Consider the following 21635-nt stretch of genomic DNA (forward strand, 5'->3'; position numbering starts at 1 on the left):
CACATGATCTGTGGCGCCTGCCGCATGAGGTAGCGCGATAACGCTGACGGGCACGAGTAAACCAGTCGACAGTTTGGGCGTGTGTCATGGATAGTTTCCTGGTTAGTGATATTCGGCACAGTTTCAGGCATGGCGCTTTCCCTATTAATCTCCCAATATTATTCGCAGGGAATGGTATTAAACGTCCTCATCCGTAGGCGATACCGGTTGGTACGGCACAAGCTGTTTTAAACCGACTCGACAGTAAATCAACTTTCTGCTGTTGGAGAGCGCGTGTGTGTGTGCGTGAGTCTCTGCACGGCGATACAGGGGGAATAAAATGAATCGTGCATTTGCGCTGGTCTGGAACGCGGCGATTGGTAATTGGGTGGTGACGCACGAGCTGGTACGTCGGCGGCGCAAGCCCGGGGCAACCCGCCGCAGCGTGTCGAGCCTAGTCGTGCTGGCGGTGGGAGCCGCCGCACCGATGCTGGCCTGGGGGGCGTGCACACCTGCACTTCCAGCAGCGGGCGCCACTGTCACCTGCACGGGGTTGCCAATCACCAGCAACAGCTTCGCAAGCAGCGCAAACAACCTGACCATCAACGTTGCGGCAGGCACGCAGATGACCGCCGGGCTGCTGGGCGGCACCGCCATTGCGCTCACCGGCACCAATGCCACGCTCAACAACAGCGGTACGATCGACCCCTCGGCGCTCGGCCTGTTGTCGGTGTTGAGCACCGGCGTCAGCATGGGCAATGCCAGCTCCACCGCGGTGACCGCCAATAATCTCGCCACCGGCGCGATTTACGGCACCGGCGGCCTACTGGGGGCGAACCTGCTCAATCTCGATGGCATGGCGCTTGGCATCACCTCGGCCAGCAATGGCGTCGTGCAGATCAACAATGCCGGGCTGATCGATAGCCGTGCATTGTTGAACCTGTCGGTGCTGAGTGCGGATACGCCGGTGATTGCAGTCAGCGGCGGCGGTACCGTCAATGCGGTCAACACCGGCACCATCAACGGGCGCGTCGGCTTCCAGAGTTCGGCCACCGGCAACAGCTTCGTCAACGCCGGCACCATCAACGGCAGCGTGTCGATGGGGGCGGGCAGCACCAACAGCTTCACGGCGGTGACTGGCGGCAGCGTCAACAGCGGCGGCGGGCTGGCGCTGGAACTGCTTGGGCCGGGGGGCTTGCTGAGCTTCGCGCAGACCGGTGTGGTGGATGGCGGCGCAGGCGGCACCAATACGCTGATCCTGCAGAATTCGGCCACCGGCACTGGCAGCGGCAGCACCGGCGTCGGGACGCTCAGCACCGCGCAATACATCAATTTCGGCAGCCTGCGCGTCAATAGCGGCACCTGGTCGGTCGGGGGCGGAAGCAACTTCGGCAGCAGCGCGCTCAATGGCGGCGTGCTGCAGTTCGCCAATCCTGCGCAGCTAGGCACTGCCATCACCGCCAATGGCGGTGCGCTGGAGGCGACAGCCGCCGGCCTGAGCCTGTCGCCTGCCGGCGGCATCGCCTTGGGAGCAGGTGGCTTGACCCTGCAGGGCGCCAATGCCCTGACCATTGCCAGCCCCATCGTCGGTACCGGTGCGCTGACCAAGACCGGGACCGGTGCGTTGGGCCTGACCGGCAGCAATACCTTCAGCGGAGGCGTCAACCTGCTCGGCGGCTCAGTGACGGTGGGAACCAATGGCGCACTGGGAACAGGCGCCGTCAACGTGTCAGCCGGCAGCGTGCTTTCCAGTGCGGCGGTCGACTTGCCGAATGCGTTCGTGCTCAACGATTTCATCGGCATCGGCGGCGGCAACACCTTGCGGATTGGCGGCGGCATCAGCGGCGCCGGCGCGTTGAACAAGATCGGCACCGGCACGCTCACCCTGGGCGGCAGCAATACCTATGCAGGCGGCACGACGCTGGGCGCGGGGACGCTGCGGATCGAAACCAATACCGCGCTCGGAGCGGGCACGGTGACAGCCGCCGGTGGGCAGCTGGATACCAGCGCTCCACTGACCCTGGCCAACAATGTTGCCTTGACCAATACGCTGGGCCTGGGCGCCAGCGGCAACGCGCTGACCCTGACCGGCACGCTTGCCGGCGCGGGTGGTGTCAACAAGACCGGCACTGGCACGCTCGCGCTTAACGGCGCCAACACCTTCGCTGGCGGAACCACGCTGGCATCGGGCACCTTGCAACTGGGCAGTGCCTCGGCACTGGGAACCGGCGGCTTGAACGTCACCGGCGCGTCCAACCTCAGCAGCAGTGCGCCACTGACGGTGGCCAACGGCATCAGCCTTGGCGGACCCTTGAACTGGACCGGCGCGCAGGCGCTGACATTGAGCGGTGCCATCAACGGTGGCGGCAGCCTGATCAAGAGCGGTGCGGGCGACCTCACCCTAACCGCTAACAACGCCTACACCGGTGGCACCAGCTTGAGTACCGGGCGCCTGGTGGTGGGCTCGAACGCGGCCCTGGGCACCGGCACCCTGACCGCAAGCGGCGGCGAGCTGGATGCCACCGCTGCGGCAACCCTGGGCAACACGATTGCACTCACCGGTAGCTTGGGCGTGGGCAGCAGCGGCAATGCCTTGAACCTGACCGGCGCCATTGGCGGCACCGGTGCGTTGACCAAGCTCGGCACCGGCAGCTTGACCCTGGGCGGCCTGAACACCTATGCCGGCGGCACCAACCTCACTGCCGGCACCTTGCAGGTGGCCAGCGGCACCGCGCTGGGCACGGGTGCGTTGAACGTCACCGGCAATGCGGCCCTGCAAAACACGGCGGCCACCTCGTTGAGCAACGCGATCGCGTTGACTCCAGGTGCGCTGACACTGAGTGGGGCGCAAGCATTGACACTGAGTGGCGCGATCAGCGGCACCGGGAGCCTGATCAAGTCCGGCAGTGGCGACCTCACGCTGAGCGGCAACAATCTGTACAGCGGCGGCACCACGCTCAGCGCCGGCACACTGACGGTGGGCAGTGACACCGCGCTCGGTGTTGGCGCGCTCAGCGCAGCAGCCGGTACCACCCTGGACAATGCAACCGTCAGCACGCTGGCCAATGCCATTGCCTTGGCCGGCCTGGTCAATGTGGGTGGCAGCAACGCGCTCACGCTTACCGGCGCCATCACCGGCGTGGGCAGCCTGGACAAGCTGGGCCCCGCCAGCCTGACCCTGGCCGGTAACAATAGCTACACCGGCGGCACGCGCCTGAGTGCAGGCAGCCTGATCCTGGGCAGCGACACCGCCTTGGGTCTTGGCACCCTGACCGTCGGCGGCGGACTGCTCGACAGCACCGCCGCACGCGTGCTCGCCAACAACGTGGCGCTGGAAGCGGACCTGCAGCTCGGCGGCAGCCAGGATCTCACCCTCACCGGTGCGGTCAGTGGCGTGGGTGGCGTGGTCAAGGACGGCAATGCTGCATTGACGCTGGCTGGACCCAACAGTTTTGCCGGTGGCGTGGATCTCAATGCAGGCGCGCTGCTGATCGGCGACGGCGCAGCACTGGGCATCGGGGCGCTGACCGCTGCCGATGGCACGCAGCTGCAGGCCACTGCCGCGACCACGATCGGCAACGCTGTGGTGCTCAACGGTGCGCTTTCGCTCACCGGCAACAACGATCTGGGCGTCACCGGCATCGTCAGTGGCGCAGGCAGCCTGCTTAAGCAGGGCGCCGGTGCGTTGACCCTCACTGGCAACAATGTCTATACCGGCGGCACCTTGCTCGACACCGGCATCCTGTCGGTCGGCAGCGACAGCGCACTCGGCACCGGCGCGCTCACCGCTGCCGATGGCACGCAGCTCACTGCCAGCACGGCGGTGAGCTTGCAGAACGCGGTCAATGTCGCCGGCCAACTCGCCATCGATGGCCAGAACCTCACCCTCGATGGCGTGGTCGACGGCGCCGGTCGCCTGATCAAGAACGGCACGCAAACGCTCACGCTCAATGGCAACAACACCTGGGCGGGCGGACTGCAACTGCAGGGCGGCGCAGTGGTGGTCGGTAGCGACACGGCACTGGGCTTGGGCACACTGAGCGCCGCCGCGGGCACCACACTGGATGCCAGCAGCGCGGTGACGCTGGGCAATGCACTTGCATTGAATGGCGCACTCACCTTGCCTGGCACGCAGGACATCACGCTCAATGGCGTCGTCAGCGGCAGCGGCAGTCTCGACAAGCAAGGCGCTGCCACGCTGACCTTGGCCAATGCCAATACCTTCAGCGGCGGCGTTGCGCTGGATGCGGGGCGTGTGGTGCTCGGCAACGACGCTGCGCTGGGCGTGGGTGCGCTGCTGGTCGGCGGCCCTGCCGAACTGGATGCCGCTGCCGCGCTGACACTGGGCAATGCGGTGCAGTTAAACGATCAGCTCACGCTGGTCGGCAGCAACGATCTCGGCTTGAACGGTGCCATCACCGGCAGCGGCAGCCTGATCAAGAATGGCGCCACCACGTTGTCGCTCAACGCGGGCAACAGCTATAGCGGTGGCACGACGTTGACGGCCGGCACCATTGCGGTCGGCGCCAACGACGCACTCGGCACCGGCAGCCTGTCGGTGGTCGGCAATGCAGCGCTGAGCAATGCGATTGCGGTGGCGCTGGGCAACGACATCGCGCTTGGCGCAGCGCTCACCGTGGATAACGGTGCGGACATGCTGGTCAGCGGCAGCATCAGCGGTACAGGCGACTTGATCAAGACCGGTGCCGGCACCCTGACCTTGAATGGCAGCAACAGCTACACCGGCCCGCTGGCGATCCAGGCCGGCACGCTGGTTGCGAGCACCGCTGCGTCGCTTGGCAACGCCAGCAATGTCGATGTCGCTGCAGGGGCGGTGCTGAATCTCAGCAACGGCGGCCTGATCAGCGCGCTCAGCGGCGCCGGCAATGTCAACACCGATGCCGGCGGCACGCTGCAGTTGGGCGGTGGCGATTTTGGCGGCAGCCTTGGCGGTGGCGGCAATCTGGACAAGGTCGGCGCCGGCACGGTGCGCCTGCTCGGCAACAGCGCGATCGGCGGTGCCACCCAGGTCAGTGGCGGCACCCTGGATGTGATCGGCACCCTGGGCACCAGCGCAGTGAACGTGGCGCTAGGCGGCACGCTGACCGGCACCGGCACCACCGGCAACGTGGGAAGCAATGTGACCATCGCCGACGGTGGCCGGCTTGCATTGACCAGTGGCTCCTCGCTCAGCGTGGGTGGCCTGACCCTGGCACCGGGTGCGTTTTTGGATGTCGCATTGGCAGCGCCGAGCAGTACGCGGCTGCTCGCGGTCAATGGCGACCTTACCCTGGACGGCACGCTCAACATCACCGACATCGGTGGGTTCGGCACGGGTGTGTACCGGCTGATCGACTACACCGGCCTGCTCACCAACAACGGTCTGGCGATCGGCCTGTTTCCGGGCAGCGTGGATCTCAGCCAGCTCGCACTGCAGACCGCCATCGGCCAGCAACTCAACCTGGTGGTGACGGCACCGGGCAGCATCGTGCAGTTCTGGGATGGTGTCCAAACCACCGCCAACGGCACCGTCGACGGCGGTGCAGGGACCTGGGGGGCGGCGACCAACTGGACCAATCAGGACGGCAGCGCCAACAGCACCTGGCAAGGCGATTTTGCGGTCTTTGCCGGCAACGCAGCCGCCGTCGGCGTGGTGGGCACGCAGAGCATCGGCGGCCTGCAGTTCGTCACCGATGGCTATCAGCTGACCGATGCCGGCGCGGGTGGACTGGCTGTCACTGCGCCGTTGACCGCGATCCGTGTGGATCCGGGTGCAACCGCCAGCATCGATGTCGCCATTTCCGGCAGCGGTGGCGTGGAAAAGCTCGACACCGGCACGCTGGTGCTCGATGCGGCCAACAGCTATACCGGCGGCACCGCCCTCAGCGGCGGCACCCTGGTGCTGGGCGACGCGCAGGCGTTGGGCACCGGCACCCTGACCGCAGCAACCGGCACCAACCTCGATAGCAACCAGGCATTGGCGGTCGGCAATGCAGTGGTACTCGATGGCGCGCTCAACCTGGTCGGCAGCAACGACCTGCGCCTGTCCGGCCCGATCAGCGGCGCGGGCAGTCTGATCAAGAACGGCGCGTCCACGCTTACGCTCGACGGCGCCAACAGCTACGTCGGCGGCAGCGTGTTGAACGCAGGCACCCTGGCGGTTGGCAGCAACACCGCGCTCGGTGTCGGCAGCCTGTCGGTGCTGGGCAATGCCACCTTGAGCAACGCGATTGCGCTGGCACTGGGCAATGCGGTCAATCTCGGTGCCGATCTGACCATTGCCAGCGCGGACAATCTGGCCCTGACCGGGGTGCTGAGTGGCGCGGGTGCCTTGACCAAGACGGGCCTGGGCACCTTGACCTTGTCCGGCGGCAACACGTTCACCGGCCCGGTGTCGGTGCAGGCCGGCGTGCTCGCCACCGCCGCCCCCGGCGCGTTGGGCAACACCAGCGTCGTGGATGTGGCCGCAGGTGCCGGGCTCTCGCTCGGCAGCAATGCGGCCCTGGGTGCAGTGACCGGGCAGGGCAATGTCGCGGTGCTGGGCGGCACCACGCTGCAGCTTGGCGCCAACAACGTCGGCAGTACGTTTGCCGGCAGCCTGAGCGATGCAGGCAATCTGGACAAGGTCGGCACCGGCACCTTGCAGCTCACCGGCACCAGCGCGCTCGGCGGCACCACCCAGGTCACCGCCGGCACGCTGGACGTGGATGGCACGCTGGCCAGTGCAGGTGGCCTGACCGTGGGCAGCGGTGCCAGCTTGAGCGGCAGCGGCGTGGTCGATGCGGCGGTCACGGTGAATGACGGCGGCCGCCTGGTGGTGACCAGTGGCGCAGTGTTGACCACCGGCAGCCTGAGCCTGGCTCCCACTGCCACGCTGGACGCGTTCCTGGGCATCCCCAGCCAGACCGGCGTGTTGGCGGTCAATGGCGATCTCACCCTGGACGGCACGCTCAACATCACCGACATCGGCGGCTTCGGCACCGGTGTGTATCGCCTGATCGACTACAGCGGTGGCTTGACCGACAACGGCCTGGGCATCGGCACGCTGCCAGGTACGATCGATCCCACCCAGCTGACGTTGCAGACCGCGCTGGCCCAGCAGATCAACGTGGTGCTGCTGGCGCCCGGCAGCAACGTGCAGTTCTGGGATGGTGCGCAGACCATTGCCAATGGCAGCATCGATGGCGGCGCAGGCGTCTGGGCCGCAGGCCCCACCAACTGGACCTCGATCGATGGGCTGAGCAACAGCGACTGGCAGAACAGTTTTGCCGTGTTCGCCGGCACCGCCGGCAATGTAGGCGTGCAGGGCACGCAAGGCATTACCGGCATGCAGTTCGTCAGCGATGGGTATGTGCTGAGCGATGCCGGCGGCGGTGCATTGAGCGCCAATGCGGCCACCACCATCATCCGGGTCGACCCTGGCGTCACCGGCACTATCGATGTGGGCATCGGCGGCACCGGCACGCTGCAGAAACTCGACACCGGCACGCTGGTGCTGAGCGCCGCCAACACCTACACCGGCGGCACCGCGCTCGGCGGCGGCACGCTGGTGCTGGGCGATGCGCAGGCATTGGGCACCGGCACGCTGACCGCTGCAGCCGGCACCAGCCTCGATACTGATCAGGCATTGGCCGTGGGCAATGCGGTGGTGCTCGACGGTGCGGTGACGCTGCTAGGCAGCAACGATCTCGCCCTGACTGGCGCCATCAGCGGTGCCGGCAGCGTGATCAAGACCGGTGCATCCACGCTCACGCTCAGTGGCAACAACAGCTATGCCGGCGGGACCGCGCTGAGCGATGGCACCTTGTCGATCGGCAGCAACAACGCGCTGGGCACCGGCAGCCTGTCGGTGGTCGGCGATGCGGTGCTGACCAACCCTGTTGCCGCAACCGTGGGCAATGCGGTCGTCCTCGGCGCTGCGCTGAGCGTCGACAATCCGGCAGACCTCACGCTTGCCGGCGATATCAGCGGCAGTGGCGCCTTGATCAAGACCAACACCGGCACGCTGACACTGGATGGCAGCAGCAGCTACACCGGCGGCACGACGGTCAACGCCGGCACGCTGGTTGGCGACAGCGCCAGCCTGCAGGGAGCCATCGTCGACAATGCGACGCTGGCGTTCAACCAGGTGGCCGATGGCGTGTTCACCGGCTCGATCACCGGCACCGGCAGCGTGATCAAGGATGGCGCCGGCGCACTAGTGCTCAACGGTGCGAACGGGTACACCGGCGGCACCACGATCACGGCCGGTACCTTGATCGGCGACACCAGCAGCCTGCAGGGCGATATCGCCAACAACGCGGCACTGGTGTTCAACCAGAACACCGGCGGCGTGTATGCCGGCACGCTCAGCGGCGCCGGCTCCCTGCAGAAGGCCGGCACCGGCGCGCTGCAATTGCTCGGGCCCAACACCTATACCGGCGGCACCGTGATCAGCGCCGGCAGCCTGATCGGCAACACCACCAGCCTGCAAGGCAATATCGTCGACAACGCCACGCTGGTGTTCGATCAGGCCAGCGATGGTGTGTTCGCCGGCGCGGTCAGCGGCACCGGCAGTGTGGTCAAGCAGGGGACGGGTGCGTTGACGCTTGCCGAAGCCGGCAACTACAGCGGCGGTACCGTACTTGCCAGCGGTAGCTTGGTGCTGGGTGATGCACAGGCGCTGGGCACCGGAACGTTGACCGCCGCGACCGGCACCACGTTGGATACCGATCAGGCACTGACAGTGACCAACGCAGTCGAGCTGGCAGGTGCAGTCGCGTTTGCGGGCAGCAACGATCTCACCTTGACCGGTGCTGTGACCGGCACCGGTGGGTTGATCAAGAATGGGGTTTCCACGCTGACACTGGATGGCAGCAGCAGCTACACCGGTGGCACGACGGTCAACGCCGGCACGCTGGTCGGCGACAGCGCCAGCCTGCAGGGAGCCATCGTCGACAATGCGACGCTGGTGTTCAACCAGGTGGCCGATGGCGTGTTCACCGGCTCGATCACCGGCACCGGCAACGTGATCAAGGATGGCGCCGGCGCACTATTGCTCAACGGTGCGAACGGGTACACCGGCGGCACCACGATCACGGCCGGTACCTTGATCGGCGATACCAGCAGCCTGCAGGGCGATATCGCCAACAACGCGGCACTGGTGTTCAACCAGAACACCGGCGGCGTGTATGCCGGCACGCTCAGCGGCACCGGCTCGCTGCAGAAGGCCGGCACCGGCGCGCTGCAACTGCTCGGGCCCAACACCTATACCGGCGGCACCGTGATCAGCGCCGGCAGCCTGATCGGCAATACCACCAGCCTGCAAGGCAATATCGTCGACAACGCCACGCTGGTGTTCGATCAGGCCAGCGATGGTGTGTTCGCCGGCGCGGTCAGCGGCACCGGCAGTGTGGTCAAGCAGGGGGCGGGGGCGTTGACGCTGGTTGCGCCCAATACCTACAGCGGTGGCACCACCATTGCCAGCGGCAGCCTGATCGGTACCACCACCAGCCTGCAGGGCAATATCGTCGACAACGCGACACTGGTGTTCGACCAGGCAGGCGATGGCACGTTTGCCGGCAACATCACCGGCAGCGGTACGTTGATCAAGAACGGCGCGGGCGCGTTGACGCTGGATGGTGTCAACGCCTATCTCGGTGGCACCACGATCAATGCGGGCACATTGATTGGTGATACCGACAGCCTGCAGGGCAATATCGCCAATGCCGGCGCACTGGTGTTCCAGCAGACCGCCAATGGCACCTACGCAGGGATCCTGTCGGGTACCGGCAGTCTGCTCAAGGATGGTGTGGGCACCTTGCTGGTCACCGCAAACAGCAGTGGCTTCACCGGCCCGACCACCATCGTCGCGGGCACCCTGAGCGTGGGTAACCCGGCCAATCCGGGCGCCGCGTTGGGCGGGCCGGTCACGGTGGGCCCGGGCGGCACGCTCACCGGCAGCGGCAGCATCGGCGGCCTGACCTCCGGTGGCACCGTGGCGATCGGCGGCAGCACCGGCACGATCAGCGTCGGCGGCAATGTCGCGCTTGCAAATGGCTCCACCCTGCAGGTCACGCCCGGTGCGGGCGGCACGGTGACACCGATCAGCGTGGGCGGGGCGGCCACGCTGGCACCTGGCAGCACCCTGCAACTGGTACGTGCGACGGACCTGCCGTTGTTCACCGAGATCCCGGTCATCAGCGCCGCTGGCGGGCTGACCGGGCAATTCACCAACGTCGTTTCCGACTACGCCTTCGTCACGCCGAATGTCAGCGCCAGTGCCACGGCGTTGTCGGTATCGTTTGGTCGCAACACCGTGGCCATGGTCGATGCGGTCACCGCGCCCAACCAGCAGGCCGCCGCAGCTGCGGTGGATGGCTTGCCGACCACCAGCCCGGTCTACCAAGCGGTAGTGCGTCTGCCCGACGACCCGCAAGCGATCAGCACGGCGTTTGCCTCGCTGTCGGGCGAAAGCCATGCCAGCACGGCGACCGCTTTGCTGGATAGCCACTTCCTGCTGAGTGGCGTCGGCAATCATCTGCGTGGCGACAGTCAGGACGCGCAGGTAGGCGACACCACGGTCTGGATCACCGGCCGTAGCCTGCCCAATCGTGTCGATGGGGATGCCAACACCGCTTCGGTGCGGCGCGAGGACAACGGCGTCATGGCCGGTGCAGAACGGCGCATCGGCGAGCGCAGCGTGGTCGGTGTCGCGGTCGGTAATCAGGACATCGAAACCCGCTCGCGCGAATCCTTGGATCGTTCCGACATCGATGGCACCCATGCCGGCATCTACGCCCAGGCCGACTGGTCTGCGTTCGCTGTGCAGGCTGCGGTCGACTATGCGGACTACAGCGTGGACAGCAGCCGCCGGGTGATGTTGCCCGGCGTGCTCGAAGAGCGGCTGACCAGCAACTACGATGCGAAGGCCGTCACCGTGTCGCTGGAAGCGGCCTGGAACCTGCGCACCGGCAATGCGGTGTACAGCCCCTTCGTTGCGGCGGACTACACGCACCTGAAGACCGACGGCTTCGACGAGCGCGGCGGCATTGCCGGGCTGTCGGTGGACAGTGCCAAGGACGAGTACACCACCAGCACGGTGGGCGTACGCGGGCGTTGGCAGCTGGGTGCGGCGGCCGGGGTGTACGCCTCGGTGGGTTGGCGGCATGCGTTCGGCGACCGTGCCGTGGAGCGGTCGGCCGGCTTTGTCGGCAGCGGTTCGCAGTTCTCGGTGCAGAGCGTCACGCTGGCCAAGAACGCGGTGGTCGGCGAACTGGGCGTCAGCCTGATCACCTCGCCCAACAGCCGCATGGCGTTGTCGTTGCAGGGACTCAACGGTGATGGCCAGACCGCATACGGCGGCCAGGTCACCTGGGGCTGGAGCTTCTGATTCACCGCAGACCAAAACGCCCCGGCATTGCCGGGGCTTTTTTTTGCCTGATGCACAGTGCTGCATGGCATCGGTGGTTGCAGTGACCAAGTGCGGTCGGGTGCCGGTCGCGATCAGAACTGCCAGCGCAAGCCGACATTGGCATTGATGCTGTTGGCATCGGAACGACCGCGCTCGGCGCCCACGTTGCCATAGATGGAGAAGGCATCGTTGAGCTGGTAACGCACGCCCACCGACGCACGCGCCGACTGCTTGGACACCGGCTCGCCGGCCACGTTGAAGCGCGCTTCCGGCAGACCGGTGAACCAGGCGGTGAAGTCCGAGTTCGGATTGCCGAGCAGCGAACGGTAGGCGATCAAGCCATCGAAGCCCCACTTGCCGCGCACCAGATGACCGCGCACACCCACCTCGCCATAGCCGGCACGCAACGTGTCGCTGTTGGCGCTCAACCCCAGCCCGGTGGCCGAGGCTTCGCTGAAGGCATCCTGGGTCTGGCTGACCACGCCTGCGGCAATGAACGGCGACAGCCCTGCCTGCGGCATCAGGCCGACTTCGGCACGCAGCGACCAGTTGGTATCGTGGCGGCGATCCTGCAGGCGCTCGCCGATGCTGCCGGCCTGCACCGTGCGTTCGGTGTCCACATTGCTCATGCCGTAGGAACCGATCCCGGACACATACGCCTGGCCGATCGGCTGATACAGATACGCGGTCATCGCGTAACGGTCCGAGCGCAGGCGGCTGGCCGACGCATCGATGTGCGCACGGTCCTGCCCCGAACTCAGCGCCGCACCCACGATGGTGCCGGCGCTGCCCATCGGCAGATCCACGCCGACGGTGGTGGCCTGCTGGGTGTAATCGGCCGAGTCGAAACCCTTGCCGCCCAGTTCGCCGTCCAGATAGCTGCCCTGCATCCAGGTGGTCAGCGTGGTGGTGTCGGCCAGGTAGGGCAGGCGATCGGCCGCCACGCGTGCATCGTTGAGTGCCGACTGGAAGCCCAGCGTGCGCTCGATGCCGTGTACCTGGCCGGCCAGGGTCGGCAGCGATGCGGCAACCTGCGCATCGTTGGCGGCCAGCAGCGCGCCGGTGGCGCTGATCAGGCCACCCAGATTATCCGTATCGCCGGAGGCCACACGCGTATCCAGCACCTTGACCAGCGTATCGGCCTGCGTGGCACCGTTGACCACCGACTGCGGCGCACCGGCCGCCTGCGCGCTGGCAGCGGAGGCATTGCGGGTCAACGTGGCGGTGACGGTGGTGGGGTCGTAGGCGAGCGAAGCAGTCCAGAAGAAGTTGTTGGCGTACTGCACGCGGTCGAAGGTGCCCTGCAGCGCGCCGGCCTTGACGATCTTCTCGCTGCTGCCGACGTTGTAGCCAGCCGCTTCCGGCAGCAACAGCAGGTTGCCCTTCAGGCTGGCCTGGCCGGTGACGGTCAAGCCCTTGCCCAATTCGATGGCGGTGGTGCCGGTGTTGTTGGCCAGGCTGTAGCCGCCGTTGATGACACCGCCGCGCGATTCGAACGTGGCCGAGTTGAGCACAATGACATCCGAACGCAGGCTGCCCGACAGTGCGAGCACGCCGTCGCTGACGCTGGTGCCGCCGGTGTAGGTGTTGTTGCCGCTGAGCGTGAGCCTGCCGGCGCCGTTCTTGGTCAGGCCGCCGGCGCCGGAGATGTCATTGCTGAAGGTGCTGTCGTAGCCGGAGGTCACATTCGCCGCCCAGTTGCTGGCGAACTGGCCCGGGCCCTTGATCGCCTTGGCCGCATTGACCAGGCCGAAGCCGTACAGCGCATCCACGCCGGGGTCGCCCAGGTCAGTGGCGGTGGTCAGCAGGGTCTGCTGCAGGTTGGAAGCGCTCATCCACGGATACACGCCCAGCACCTGCGCCGCGATGCCGCTTACAGCGGCCGTGGAGAACGAGGTGCCGGCGATCTGGCCCTGCAGCTCGGTGCCGGCCAGCGCGGGTGCGAAGTAGCTGCCCGGCGCCACCAGGCACCACTGTGCGGCGGCGCCGCAATGGTTGGAATAGCTGGTCAGGCCGGCGGCATTGCCGGCGCTGTCGATGTTGACCGCGCCCACGGCCAGCCAGTTGTTGCGCAGACTGGCTTCCTGCACCGGCGTCGCCGCCGGGTAGGAGGCTTCTGCCGCGCCTTCGTTGCCGGTGGCGGCCACGATCAGCGCATCGGCCTGCACCAGCGGGGTCAGCGCATACTTCCAGGCCAGTGCGGCATTGGCACTGCTGGCTGCATCTGCATACGAGGCGCCGATCGACAGATTGGCGATGCGCACGCCGGCTGCCGCCAGGTCCACCGCCGCGCGGCGGGTCTGCTGGGTACCGCAGGAGTTTTCGGCGCAGGTGCGCGCATAGAACAGGTCCGCATCCGGCGCGACACCGCCGGCGAAGCCGTCCTGGGCGGTGCCCAGCACCAATGCCGAGACGACGGTGCCGTGGCCGCGCAACGCGTTCGATGCGGATTCCGGGGTGCCGGGGGTGTCGGTGTAATCGTTGGAGGTATCGACCTTGCCGCTGATCGGCGCGTAGCTGCCATAGAGGTTGTCGTCCAGCACCGCCAGCTTGACGCCCTGACCCTTGGCGCCGGCCTGTTGTGCCAGATCCGCATTGGTCGGCACCAGCAGGTTGCTGGCCAGGCCCTGGTAGCGGGCGGGGGCAGGTGCCGGCGTCGGCGCGGTGTTCGGCAGCGGGTCGGCCGCGGTGGTGTCCGGCGTCGTTGGAGTCGTTGGAGTCGTGGGCGTGGTGGGCGCTGGGGGAGTGGACGGCGTCGGGGCGACCACCGTGGTCTGCGGTGGGTCACTGCGGACATTGCCGCCACCGCCACCGCCGCCACAGGCAGTCAGGACAAGGCAGGAGGCGATCGTGGTTGCGAGTAGCGAGCGATTCATGGGTTGGTCGATTCCGGTAATTAGCGCGCCGCAACTGCAAAAATTCTAAAATTTGGCGCAGACGATTCCAGCACCGGGAAAAGCCGGTGTGGCGTTGGATTTCACGCGTTATTCACTTTATCCGCCGCGAATCTGTCCCCTCAGATAAGCGCTCCGGATAACACGGTGATGCGCCGATGCATCGAACCATGTGCTTGCGAGATTGTTTAACGGCGCTACCGGTAAACTCTAAAACATGAACGGACAGTTGCTATTCAGAGAAAAACATCCCGCATAGGGTTTTGCGATTTAGTCCATAGCCAAAACAGATTAAAAAGCGCCTTATCAGGCTCGACTGCAAGGAAATGTCAGAGCGAACGCGACAATAAGTCGTCACGAATCTCCGGGGGCGGCAATCCTAAATGCGATGACTATCGCAGGTAATCAGGAAATGCGTCGAAGATGTCGGTAAATTGCCCACACGGTGTAGCGGATTCGACTGTAAGTTAGCAGCTCTAACGGACTCGTCTGTATCAGGCCTGATCGGATGAGTTTTATCGCAGTGACATCGAAGTTATATTAAATTTTCTGCTGCAGAACGAATATATCCACCGCATTTATATTGACCAAAAGCGAGCGAACCCTGCCATTGTGCCCAATTCCCCGCTTTTCCTGCATGAAATGCGCAAAGGGACATGCTCGAAGAAACGCTGGATATTCAGTGCGCCGAGTGAAACATCGAGACAGGCACATCCTCGCTTCAGGCCATCAAGCTGAATGCTGGGAGAATATTCAAGCCGATCTTTTGGGGAAAGAACCCAACGTTCGGCGTTCCCCTAGAGCCGATTATTCTGATGCTGTTCTTATTGGCGCCGCTGCGTGTGCCGCGCAAGGTGCGACATCGGTGTCATCGCGGCATGGCCGAGCCTGTTCAGGCCGCAGCGGTTCTGTCGGGAGTGCGCCGCTGGCGCTGCGCTAGCGTCTGCATAAATTGTTCAAGTTGCCGCGCCGCCAAATTTGGGCATCACAGCTATGCTCGAGCCCGATGAGTACCCACTGCACCGAAAGAATGTCCACGGAAGGCACCGACCAGGGCCTGCCGTACCGCGTGGTCGCTCTACAGCTCGGGCATCGGCGCATCGTGTTGGAGACCTTGCAGGTCTGTGGGCATCCCGTACCGCTGCCGGCCGCGCCCACCTTCGGCTCGCTGCAGACCGCGCTGGAGATCGGCACCAGGCTGGCCGAGCAATACATCGGCCAGTTGATCGTCAAGCAGGCCGGTGGGCGGCCGGGGCTGGCGGCTGGCCCGGCGCCGCTTTAGCGGGGCCCGATCGGTTTCGACGTGCTGCCGTGGGAAGCCGCATTCGCGCCGGCAGCACGCGCTGCGGTTGTCGAACCCCGCCGCAGGCTCATTGGGCCCTGGCTTTGGCCAGTGCCGCCTTGGCGCGTGTGCCGGCGGCCGCACCGACGCGCTTGTCCAGCACCTTGGCCAGTTCGTGCAGCTGCGCCTCGGTCACGCCGATGTTCAAGCCGATCTTCAAATGCGACTGCAGTTGCGCCTCCACGCCTTCCAGGGCGGCGAGCACGCTGATCGTGGCCAGTTCACGGCTCACCCAATCCAGGTTGTCGCGGGCAAAGATGTCGCCGAACAGATGCGTCTTGAGGTACTGATCGATTGCCGGCGCAAACGCAAACAACGGCCCGGTCACCGGCGCACCGGCCAGACGGGTCTGGTTGGCGGTGCCCAGCGCCAGCAGCGCATCGCCGCTCGGTACCGGGCCGGGCTCGTGTCCCGGCGCATCGGCGATGCCGCGCTGCTTGCGTGCATCGACGACCTGCATCAGCGCGGCCAGTGCATTGAGGCTGCGCGGAAACCCGGCATATGCATACAGTTGGACCAGTACCTCCTTGCAGTCGCTGATGCTCAAGCCAGCATCGAGGCCCGCCTCCAATGCGGTGTTCAAGCGGTCGATATCGCCGGTGGCCGCAAACGCGGCAATTGGCGCAATGGCCTGCTGGCTGGGCGACAAGGTGGCGTGTGTCGTCATGGACGTGATCTCCGAAGGATGTGCTGCCGCGGGGGAGGGGGCAACAGAGAGCAGGGCAACTGCGCCCAACAACAGCGCAGCCATGGAGGGGAGCGCGCGGCGCAGCGCGCTCGCGCATGGCATCGCATCTCTCCACCGATCTAGGGGCAAGGCAACGCGAATCCAAGCATCCACTGCCGGACCGTGCGATGCAGATGGCGCCCCAGCTGCGCGCACACCATGTCGAATCGAACGCACCACGCTTGCGTTTTTCATCGCCGTCTCCTTGCCATACGTACCGACAAGCAGCATGAGGCAGATGCAACGCCGCTCCATCCATCCAGCTTGCATGGTCCTATGAATGGCGCTCATCACTGCGAACGCGCATTGGAATTCAAGCCATCCTGGATGCGTACTGCTGACGAAACCGCCGGGGCAGGGAATCAGTGCTAGTCCTGGCCATGCAGCTCGTGCAATCGCATCGGTACGGTCCTATTCTGTGTCCCTGTTTGAAGCGGCGCTGGCCGGGCATGCTGGTCGTGTCGGTCATGGTCAACGCGGTTGCCAGCAACATCATTGCGAATGCTTTCATCTGTCTGCTCCTCCAGTGGATGGAGCCCAGCGTAGAGAGCGGCCTGGAGCACGCACATCTTTCTATGACCTGTGGTCATGGCAGCGGTCCAGCGGTCGCTCGGCAGGATGAGTGGTTTCGGTTTTGCTTGAGCAGCGCAGCCTTGGAAGGGGCTGGATGTCTCCATGCCCGCCACGCCAGAGCGCCTACATTCCACTATTCTGTCGTCGGCTTTTGCAGCGACAAATCCAGCAGGTTGAGAAGCCACATCAGCTGCCTGTGTCAAAGAGCGGGTGATTGCCTGCTCGGTTTGAGTTACAACCGTTCTTCTACCGGTAGTTGATTGATGAAAAATTCACGCGGCGATGGTGATGGGATTGGCCGCACCTTCCATGGCTGTCCAAGTGCGCAGTTTTGCGGCTGCTGCAGCACGACATTTGAGAGGCAACATGACAAGTAGCGGCAGGGAGCTCCTGAAATGGATTGCGCTTGTTTTTATGACCTTCGATCATGTAGTCAAGGCACTGCTGGATGGCTATGTACCGGTTTTATCTGAACTCGGACGCATAGCCTTCCCAGTTTTCGCTTTGATCATGGCCTTCAATCTCGCGCAACCTGGAACCGACTACGCGAAGTCGGTAAAGCGGCTGGCTGGCTGGGGGCTCATTGCACAGCCGTTCCACGTATGGGCATTTGGTTTCCTGCTGCCGGTCAACATCCTTTTCACCTTCGCACTTGCGACTTGTCTCGTCTGGTCAATACAAGATCGCCGCTGGCTGCTGGCCTCGTTTCTTGGACTGCTTGCGCCGCTGGCCGTCGACTATCAATGGATCGGAGTTTGGCTTGTAGGGGCGGCATGGAGCTGGTTTCGCACTGGCGGAACGCTGCAGTCACTTGTCGGCCTGGCTTCTACAAAACCGACTTTAGCCAAATTGCCGTGGAGGTTGTGGATCTGCATGGGACTGTTGTGTTGGAACAACGGCAATGGTTGGGCCTTGTTGGCACTTCCGCTGATGCAGCTCGGCAGGCTGCAATTACCGCTACCCCGGCTACGTTGGGCGTTTTATGGTTATTACGTTGCGCACTTGGCCGTGATCGGCCTCATCTGGACAGTAAGTTAGCCGCGCCCCGCGCTGTGGATGCTGTTTTGGACCGATAGTCTTGGGCCACGAGGTCTGAACCCGGGGCATGACGGATTCCGCGTCAGAGCAGCCATCGCGCAGAGAAGACCCAGCATCACCGCGCTCATCACGTGGCAGCTGGCAGCATCGGGGCACGTTTCACCAACGCGCCCGATGAGTCCGCCATGAATTCAACTGCCATGCCCGCCCGATCCTGGGCCATCCATCCGTTCCATGCAGCCGTGCTCGGCGGTGTGTGGCCGCTGTTTCTCGGTGCCTTGCTGAGCGACTACGCGTACTGGAGCAGTCATCAGATCCAGTGGGCCAACTTTGCTGCGTGGCTGCTGATCGGCGCGATGGTATTGACCACCATCGCCTTGCTGTGCGCGATCGTCGGCTTCGTTCGCGGAAGCCGCAACCTGATCTATGTAATTGCGCTCGGTGCCGCATGGATTGTCGGCTTCTTCGACGCCCTGCATCATGCACGCGATGCCTGGGCCATCATGCCGGCGGCACTGGTGTTTTCTGCGATTGCGACCGCATTCGCGCTCGTTGCAACCTGGTCGGGGCTATCCAGCCTCCACGTGGGAGGTGCCCGATGAAGCGTCATGCCGTTACCGTCCTGTCGGTTTCCATTCTCGCCGCCGCACTCGCTTCCTGCGGCAAGGCGCCCGAGCTCAAACAACACGGCGCCAGTCCCGAGCTGCCTGCGCCGGATCGCGGCCTGCTGCCCGACATGACCATCGCCGAGCCGGCAGCCTGGGGCGAGCGCAAGCCCACCGTGCCCGCGGGTTACCGCATCACTGCAATCGCCACCGGTCTGGGCATCCCACGCCAGACGCTGGTGTTGCCCAATGGCGACATCCTGGTCGCCGAAGGCCGCGGCGGCAATGCACCCAACCTCAAGCCCAAGGACGTGATTGCCGGTGCGATCAAGGCCAAGGGCAACACCTCGGTCAAGAGCGGCAACCGGCTGACGCTGTTGCGCGATGCCGATGGCGACGGCACCTATGAACTGAAGACCGTGTTTGCCGACAAGCTCAATGCGCCGTATGGCCTGGCGCTGATCGGCAACGCGCTGTACGTGGCAAATCAGGACGCGCTGGTGCGTTTTGATTATCAGCAAGGGCAGACCAAGGCCAGCGCTGCGCCCAGCAAGGTCACCGACTTGCCGTCAGCCCTCAACCATCACTGGACCAAGGCCCTGACCGCCAGTGCCGATGGACGCTATCTGTATGTTGCGATCGGCTCCAACAGCAACATCACCGAGCGCGGCATGATTGCCGAAGTCGACCGCGCCCAGGTCTGGCAGGTGGATCCGGCAACCGGCGCCCACAAGAGCTATGCCACCGGGCTGCGCAATCCCACGGCATTGGCGATCCAGCCCGGCAGTGGCGCACTGTGGGCGGTAGTCAACGAGCGCGACGAGATCGGCCCGAATCTGGTGCCCGACTACCTCACCTCGGTACGTGAAGGCGGCTTCTACGGCTGGCCCTACAGCTACTGGGGCAAGAACGTGGACACGCGGGTCATGCCGCAGGATCCGCAGAAGGTCGCCTCGGCTATCGTGCCCGACTACGCGCTGGGCTCGCATGTGGCCGCACTCGGTGTCGCGTTTTCGGCGGCCACGATGGGAATGCAGTTTGCCGACGGTATGTTCGTCGGTGAGCACGGCAGCTGGAATCGCGACCCGCCGGTGGGCTACAAGGTGGTGTTCGTGCCGTTCCGCGACGGCCGCCCTGCAGGCGACCCGATCGACTTCGTCTCCGGTTTCCATGGCGACGATGGCCTGACACGCGGCCGCCCAGTCGGTGTCACGCTCGATCCACGTGGTGCATTGATCGTCGCGGACGACCTGGCCAATACGATCTGGCGAGTGACGCCGGATGCGGCGCCTGTCGCGCCGCAAGCGGCTGCACAGTAAGCCTGCCTGTCTACCCGGTTCTGCAAAGAACCGGGCAGTATTTGATGTGTTACCTGCGCCGGGGTGCGGGGCAGGGCTACCTGTAGGGCTTATCGGGAACAACCTAACTTTTCAGAGGCGCCGGTCTTCAAGGCACGAGCCTCTGTTGGCCGTCTATCAGCATCGCGATTGATTGGCCTCGAATGCAACTGTTAGGGATGTGCGTCGATGAATACCAAGCGCGGCACCGTCTTGGCGGACCAGCACAAGGGATAGGCATCGCCGTCCCGTTGACATACAGTGCCGGCCCCCGCGTCGACCTGGACGACGCAGGCATCAGTGCGATGGACCTCTGGTGAGCCAACCGGCTAGACGCAATCACCAAGGCAAGAACAGACGGAACACGCTCTGCCGATCACCCGAGGCTTGTTGTTGATGTTGTTCAGATGTTCGGTGGTTGTTGTCGTGACGCTCTTCGCTTCACCTCTTATCGCAGCGGAGCTGGTCGGCCGGGCAACCGTGACCGATGGCGACACCATCACTGTCGCGCAGAAACGTATCCGCCTGTGGGGCATCGATGCACCGGAAAGCGCGCAGCAATGCACCAGCAACGCTGGCAGCGCCTGGCCTTGCGGCCGACGTTCCGCTGCCGCACTGGATGGCTACCTGCTCGACAAGACGGTTCGCTGCCAACCCAAGGACACCGATCGCTATGGACGGATCGTGGCCGAGTGCTATGTGCAGGGGCAGTCGGTCAACCGCTGGATGGTGCAATCCGGTTGGGCGGTGGCCTACCGCGAGTACGCCACCGCGTTCGTTGCCGACGAGCGCAACGCGCAGCAACAACGGCGCAACCTCTGGGCCGGCAGCTTTCAGATGCCTGCTGATTACCGACGCGGCAAGCGCACGCAATCGACACAGCGGGCTCAGGCCGCAGTGCAGACGCAAACGCCTGCGCACTGCACCATCAAGGGCAATATTTCCAGCAAGGGCAGCAAGATCTTCCATATGCCCGGGCAACGCGATTACACGCGGACCAGCATCTCACCTGCCAAGGGCGAGCGTTTTTTCTGCACAAGCCAGGAAGCGATCAATGCAGGCTGGCGACGCGCGGCGCGCTGATGGCTGGCAAGGTGTGCGATCCAGCGTCGAGCAGCTGATCGCGACGCTTGTCGATCCTGCTGGGTGTTTTGGTCAACCAACCCAGCGCGGCGCAATCACCACACCTGAAACATGCACATGCGCCGCAAGCTGTGAGCTGCATGCTGACCGTCACGCCAAGAGCGGCTGACAAAACATAGCCAACGTTCGTCGGTGCTATGGACGAGGGACTCTGAACCCCAAGCGTAGGAGTGATGCCGATTCCGAGCACCGGGCGCGCCCGCCTGACGGCCGCGCAGTAGTTCTGTTGGCCGCTCTAATGCCCGACAAAAGCCTCGATATTCTGCACCAGGCTGCGGCGTGTGTAGGGCTTGCTTAAAAACGTCGTCCGGCTGGGTAACCCATTGGGGGAATGCCCCAGACCCGATGTCAGGATCGCCGGCAGATTGTTGCCATCCGCGCGCAGATACGAAATCAGGCCGTATCCATCCAATAGCCCCGGCATCTGCAGATCGGTAAAAACCAGCGCGATCGCCGGGTGCTTATCGATATGCTCCAGCGCGCCCTGCGCATCGGTTGCGGTGACGACCGCATAACCGCTCTCGGTCAGCAGCAGTGTGGCCAACTCGAGCGTGTCAGCATCGTCCTCGACGACAAGAATCAGTTTTTCGTTTGTAGAGCCCATA

The 21635-nt window shown here is 64.6% G+C and carries 9 protein-coding genes; 6 read left to right on the forward strand and 3 right to left on the reverse strand.

Translation table 11 applies throughout. From position 1 onward, the window contains the following. The first annotated feature begins 319 nt into the window (after nucleotides 1-319). Nucleotides 320-11350: an autotransporter-associated beta strand repeat-containing protein gene (locus ABQ137_RS18150; protein WP_349783302.1), complete on the forward strand. Its 11031-nt coding sequence runs from the start codon at nucleotides 320-322 to the stop codon at nucleotides 11348-11350. Between the two features lie 113 nt (nucleotides 11351-11463). Here the strand turns inward: ABQ137_RS18150 and ABQ137_RS18155 are convergent, their stop codons facing one another. After that, nucleotides 11464-14247, reverse strand: a complete 2784-nt coding sequence (locus ABQ137_RS18155) for a S8 family serine peptidase (protein WP_349783303.1) — start codon at nucleotides 14245-14247, stop codon at nucleotides 11464-11466. A 1024-nt stretch (nucleotides 14248-15271) separates the two neighbouring features. On the opposite strand from ABQ137_RS18155, the gene ABQ137_RS18160 reads away from it, so the two are divergent. Then, on the forward strand, nucleotides 15272-15547 hold the full coding sequence (locus ABQ137_RS18160; protein WP_349783304.1) for a hypothetical protein: 276 nt from the start codon (nucleotides 15272-15274) through the stop codon (nucleotides 15545-15547). Between the two features lie 88 nt (nucleotides 15548-15635). On the opposite strand, the gene ABQ137_RS18165 is transcribed toward ABQ137_RS18160, so the two are convergent. Beyond that, nucleotides 15636-16274 carry a carboxymuconolactone decarboxylase family protein gene (locus ABQ137_RS18165; RefSeq protein WP_080689558.1) on the reverse strand — a complete coding sequence of 213 codons (639 nt, stop codon included), beginning with the start codon at nucleotides 16272-16274 and terminating at the stop codon, nucleotides 15636-15638. Between the two features lie 999 nt (nucleotides 16275-17273). Between ABQ137_RS18165 and ABQ137_RS18170 the strand changes: the two genes are divergently transcribed. The 4 genes from ABQ137_RS18170 (at nucleotide 17274) to ABQ137_RS18185 (ending at nucleotide 20970) form a co-directional block, all read left to right on the forward strand. Beyond that, nucleotides 17274-17945 carry a TraX family protein gene (locus ABQ137_RS18170; protein ID WP_065031373.1) on the forward strand — a complete coding sequence of 224 codons (672 nt, stop codon included), beginning with the start codon at nucleotides 17274-17276 and terminating at the stop codon, nucleotides 17943-17945. Nucleotides 17946-18130: 185 nt separating this feature from the next. Continuing rightward, complete coding sequence (locus ABQ137_RS18175; RefSeq protein ID WP_349783328.1) at nucleotides 18131-18547, forward strand: hypothetical protein; 417 nt, start codon at nucleotides 18131-18133, stop codon at nucleotides 18545-18547. Further along, nucleotides 18544-19869, forward strand: coding sequence for a PQQ-dependent sugar dehydrogenase (locus ABQ137_RS18180; protein ID WP_349783305.1), 1326 nt, complete (start codon nucleotides 18544-18546; stop codon nucleotides 19867-19869). Before ABQ137_RS18175 ends, ABQ137_RS18180 begins: the two co-directional genes overlap by 4 nt. 414 nt (nucleotides 19870-20283) lie before the next feature. Further along, nucleotides 20284-20970, forward strand: a complete 687-nt coding sequence (locus ABQ137_RS18185; protein WP_349777922.1) for a thermonuclease family protein — start codon at nucleotides 20284-20286, stop codon at nucleotides 20968-20970. A gap of 295 nt (nucleotides 20971-21265) precedes the next feature. Here ABQ137_RS18185 and ABQ137_RS18190 read toward each other — a convergent pair whose 3' ends face one another. Continuing rightward, complete coding sequence (locus ABQ137_RS18190) at nucleotides 21266-21634, reverse strand: response regulator (RefSeq protein WP_024940662.1); 369 nt, start codon at nucleotides 21632-21634, stop codon at nucleotides 21266-21268. Nucleotide 21635 lies beyond the last annotated feature (1 nt).

Source organism: Xanthomonas sp. WHRI 8393 (assembly GCF_040203315.1).
Lineage (GTDB): Bacteria > Pseudomonadota > Gammaproteobacteria > Xanthomonadales > Xanthomonadaceae > Xanthomonas > Xanthomonas arboricola.

Excerpts from the sequence above, each read along its gene's own strand:
- ABQ137_RS18150 (WP_349783302.1), top strand. The coding sequence starts at position 320 with ATGAATCGTGCATTTGCGCTGGTCTGGAACGCGGCGATTGGTAATTGG.
- ABQ137_RS18155 (WP_349783303.1), bottom strand. The coding sequence starts at position 14,247 with ATGAATCGCTCGCTACTCGCAACCACGATCGCCTCCTGCCTTGTCCTG.
- ABQ137_RS18160 (WP_349783304.1), top strand. The coding sequence starts at position 15,272 with ATGAGTACCCACTGCACCGAAAGAATGTCCACGGAAGGCACCGACCAG.
- ABQ137_RS18165 (WP_080689558.1), bottom strand. The coding sequence starts at position 16,274 with ATGACGACACACGCCACCTTGTCGCCCAGCCAGCAGGCCATTGCGCCA.
- ABQ137_RS18170 (WP_065031373.1), top strand. The coding sequence starts at position 17,274 with ATGACAAGTAGCGGCAGGGAGCTCCTGAAATGGATTGCGCTTGTTTTT.
- ABQ137_RS18175 (WP_349783328.1), top strand. The coding sequence starts at position 18,131 with ATGAATTCAACTGCCATGCCCGCCCGATCCTGGGCCATCCATCCGTTC.
- ABQ137_RS18180 (WP_349783305.1), top strand. The coding sequence starts at position 18,544 with ATGAAGCGTCATGCCGTTACCGTCCTGTCGGTTTCCATTCTCGCCGCC.
- ABQ137_RS18185 (WP_349777922.1), top strand. The coding sequence starts at position 20,284 with ATGTTGTTCAGATGTTCGGTGGTTGTTGTCGTGACGCTCTTCGCTTCA.
- ABQ137_RS18190 (WP_024940662.1), bottom strand. The coding sequence starts at position 21,634 with ATGGGCTCTACAAACGAAAAACTGATTCTTGTCGTCGAGGACGATGCT.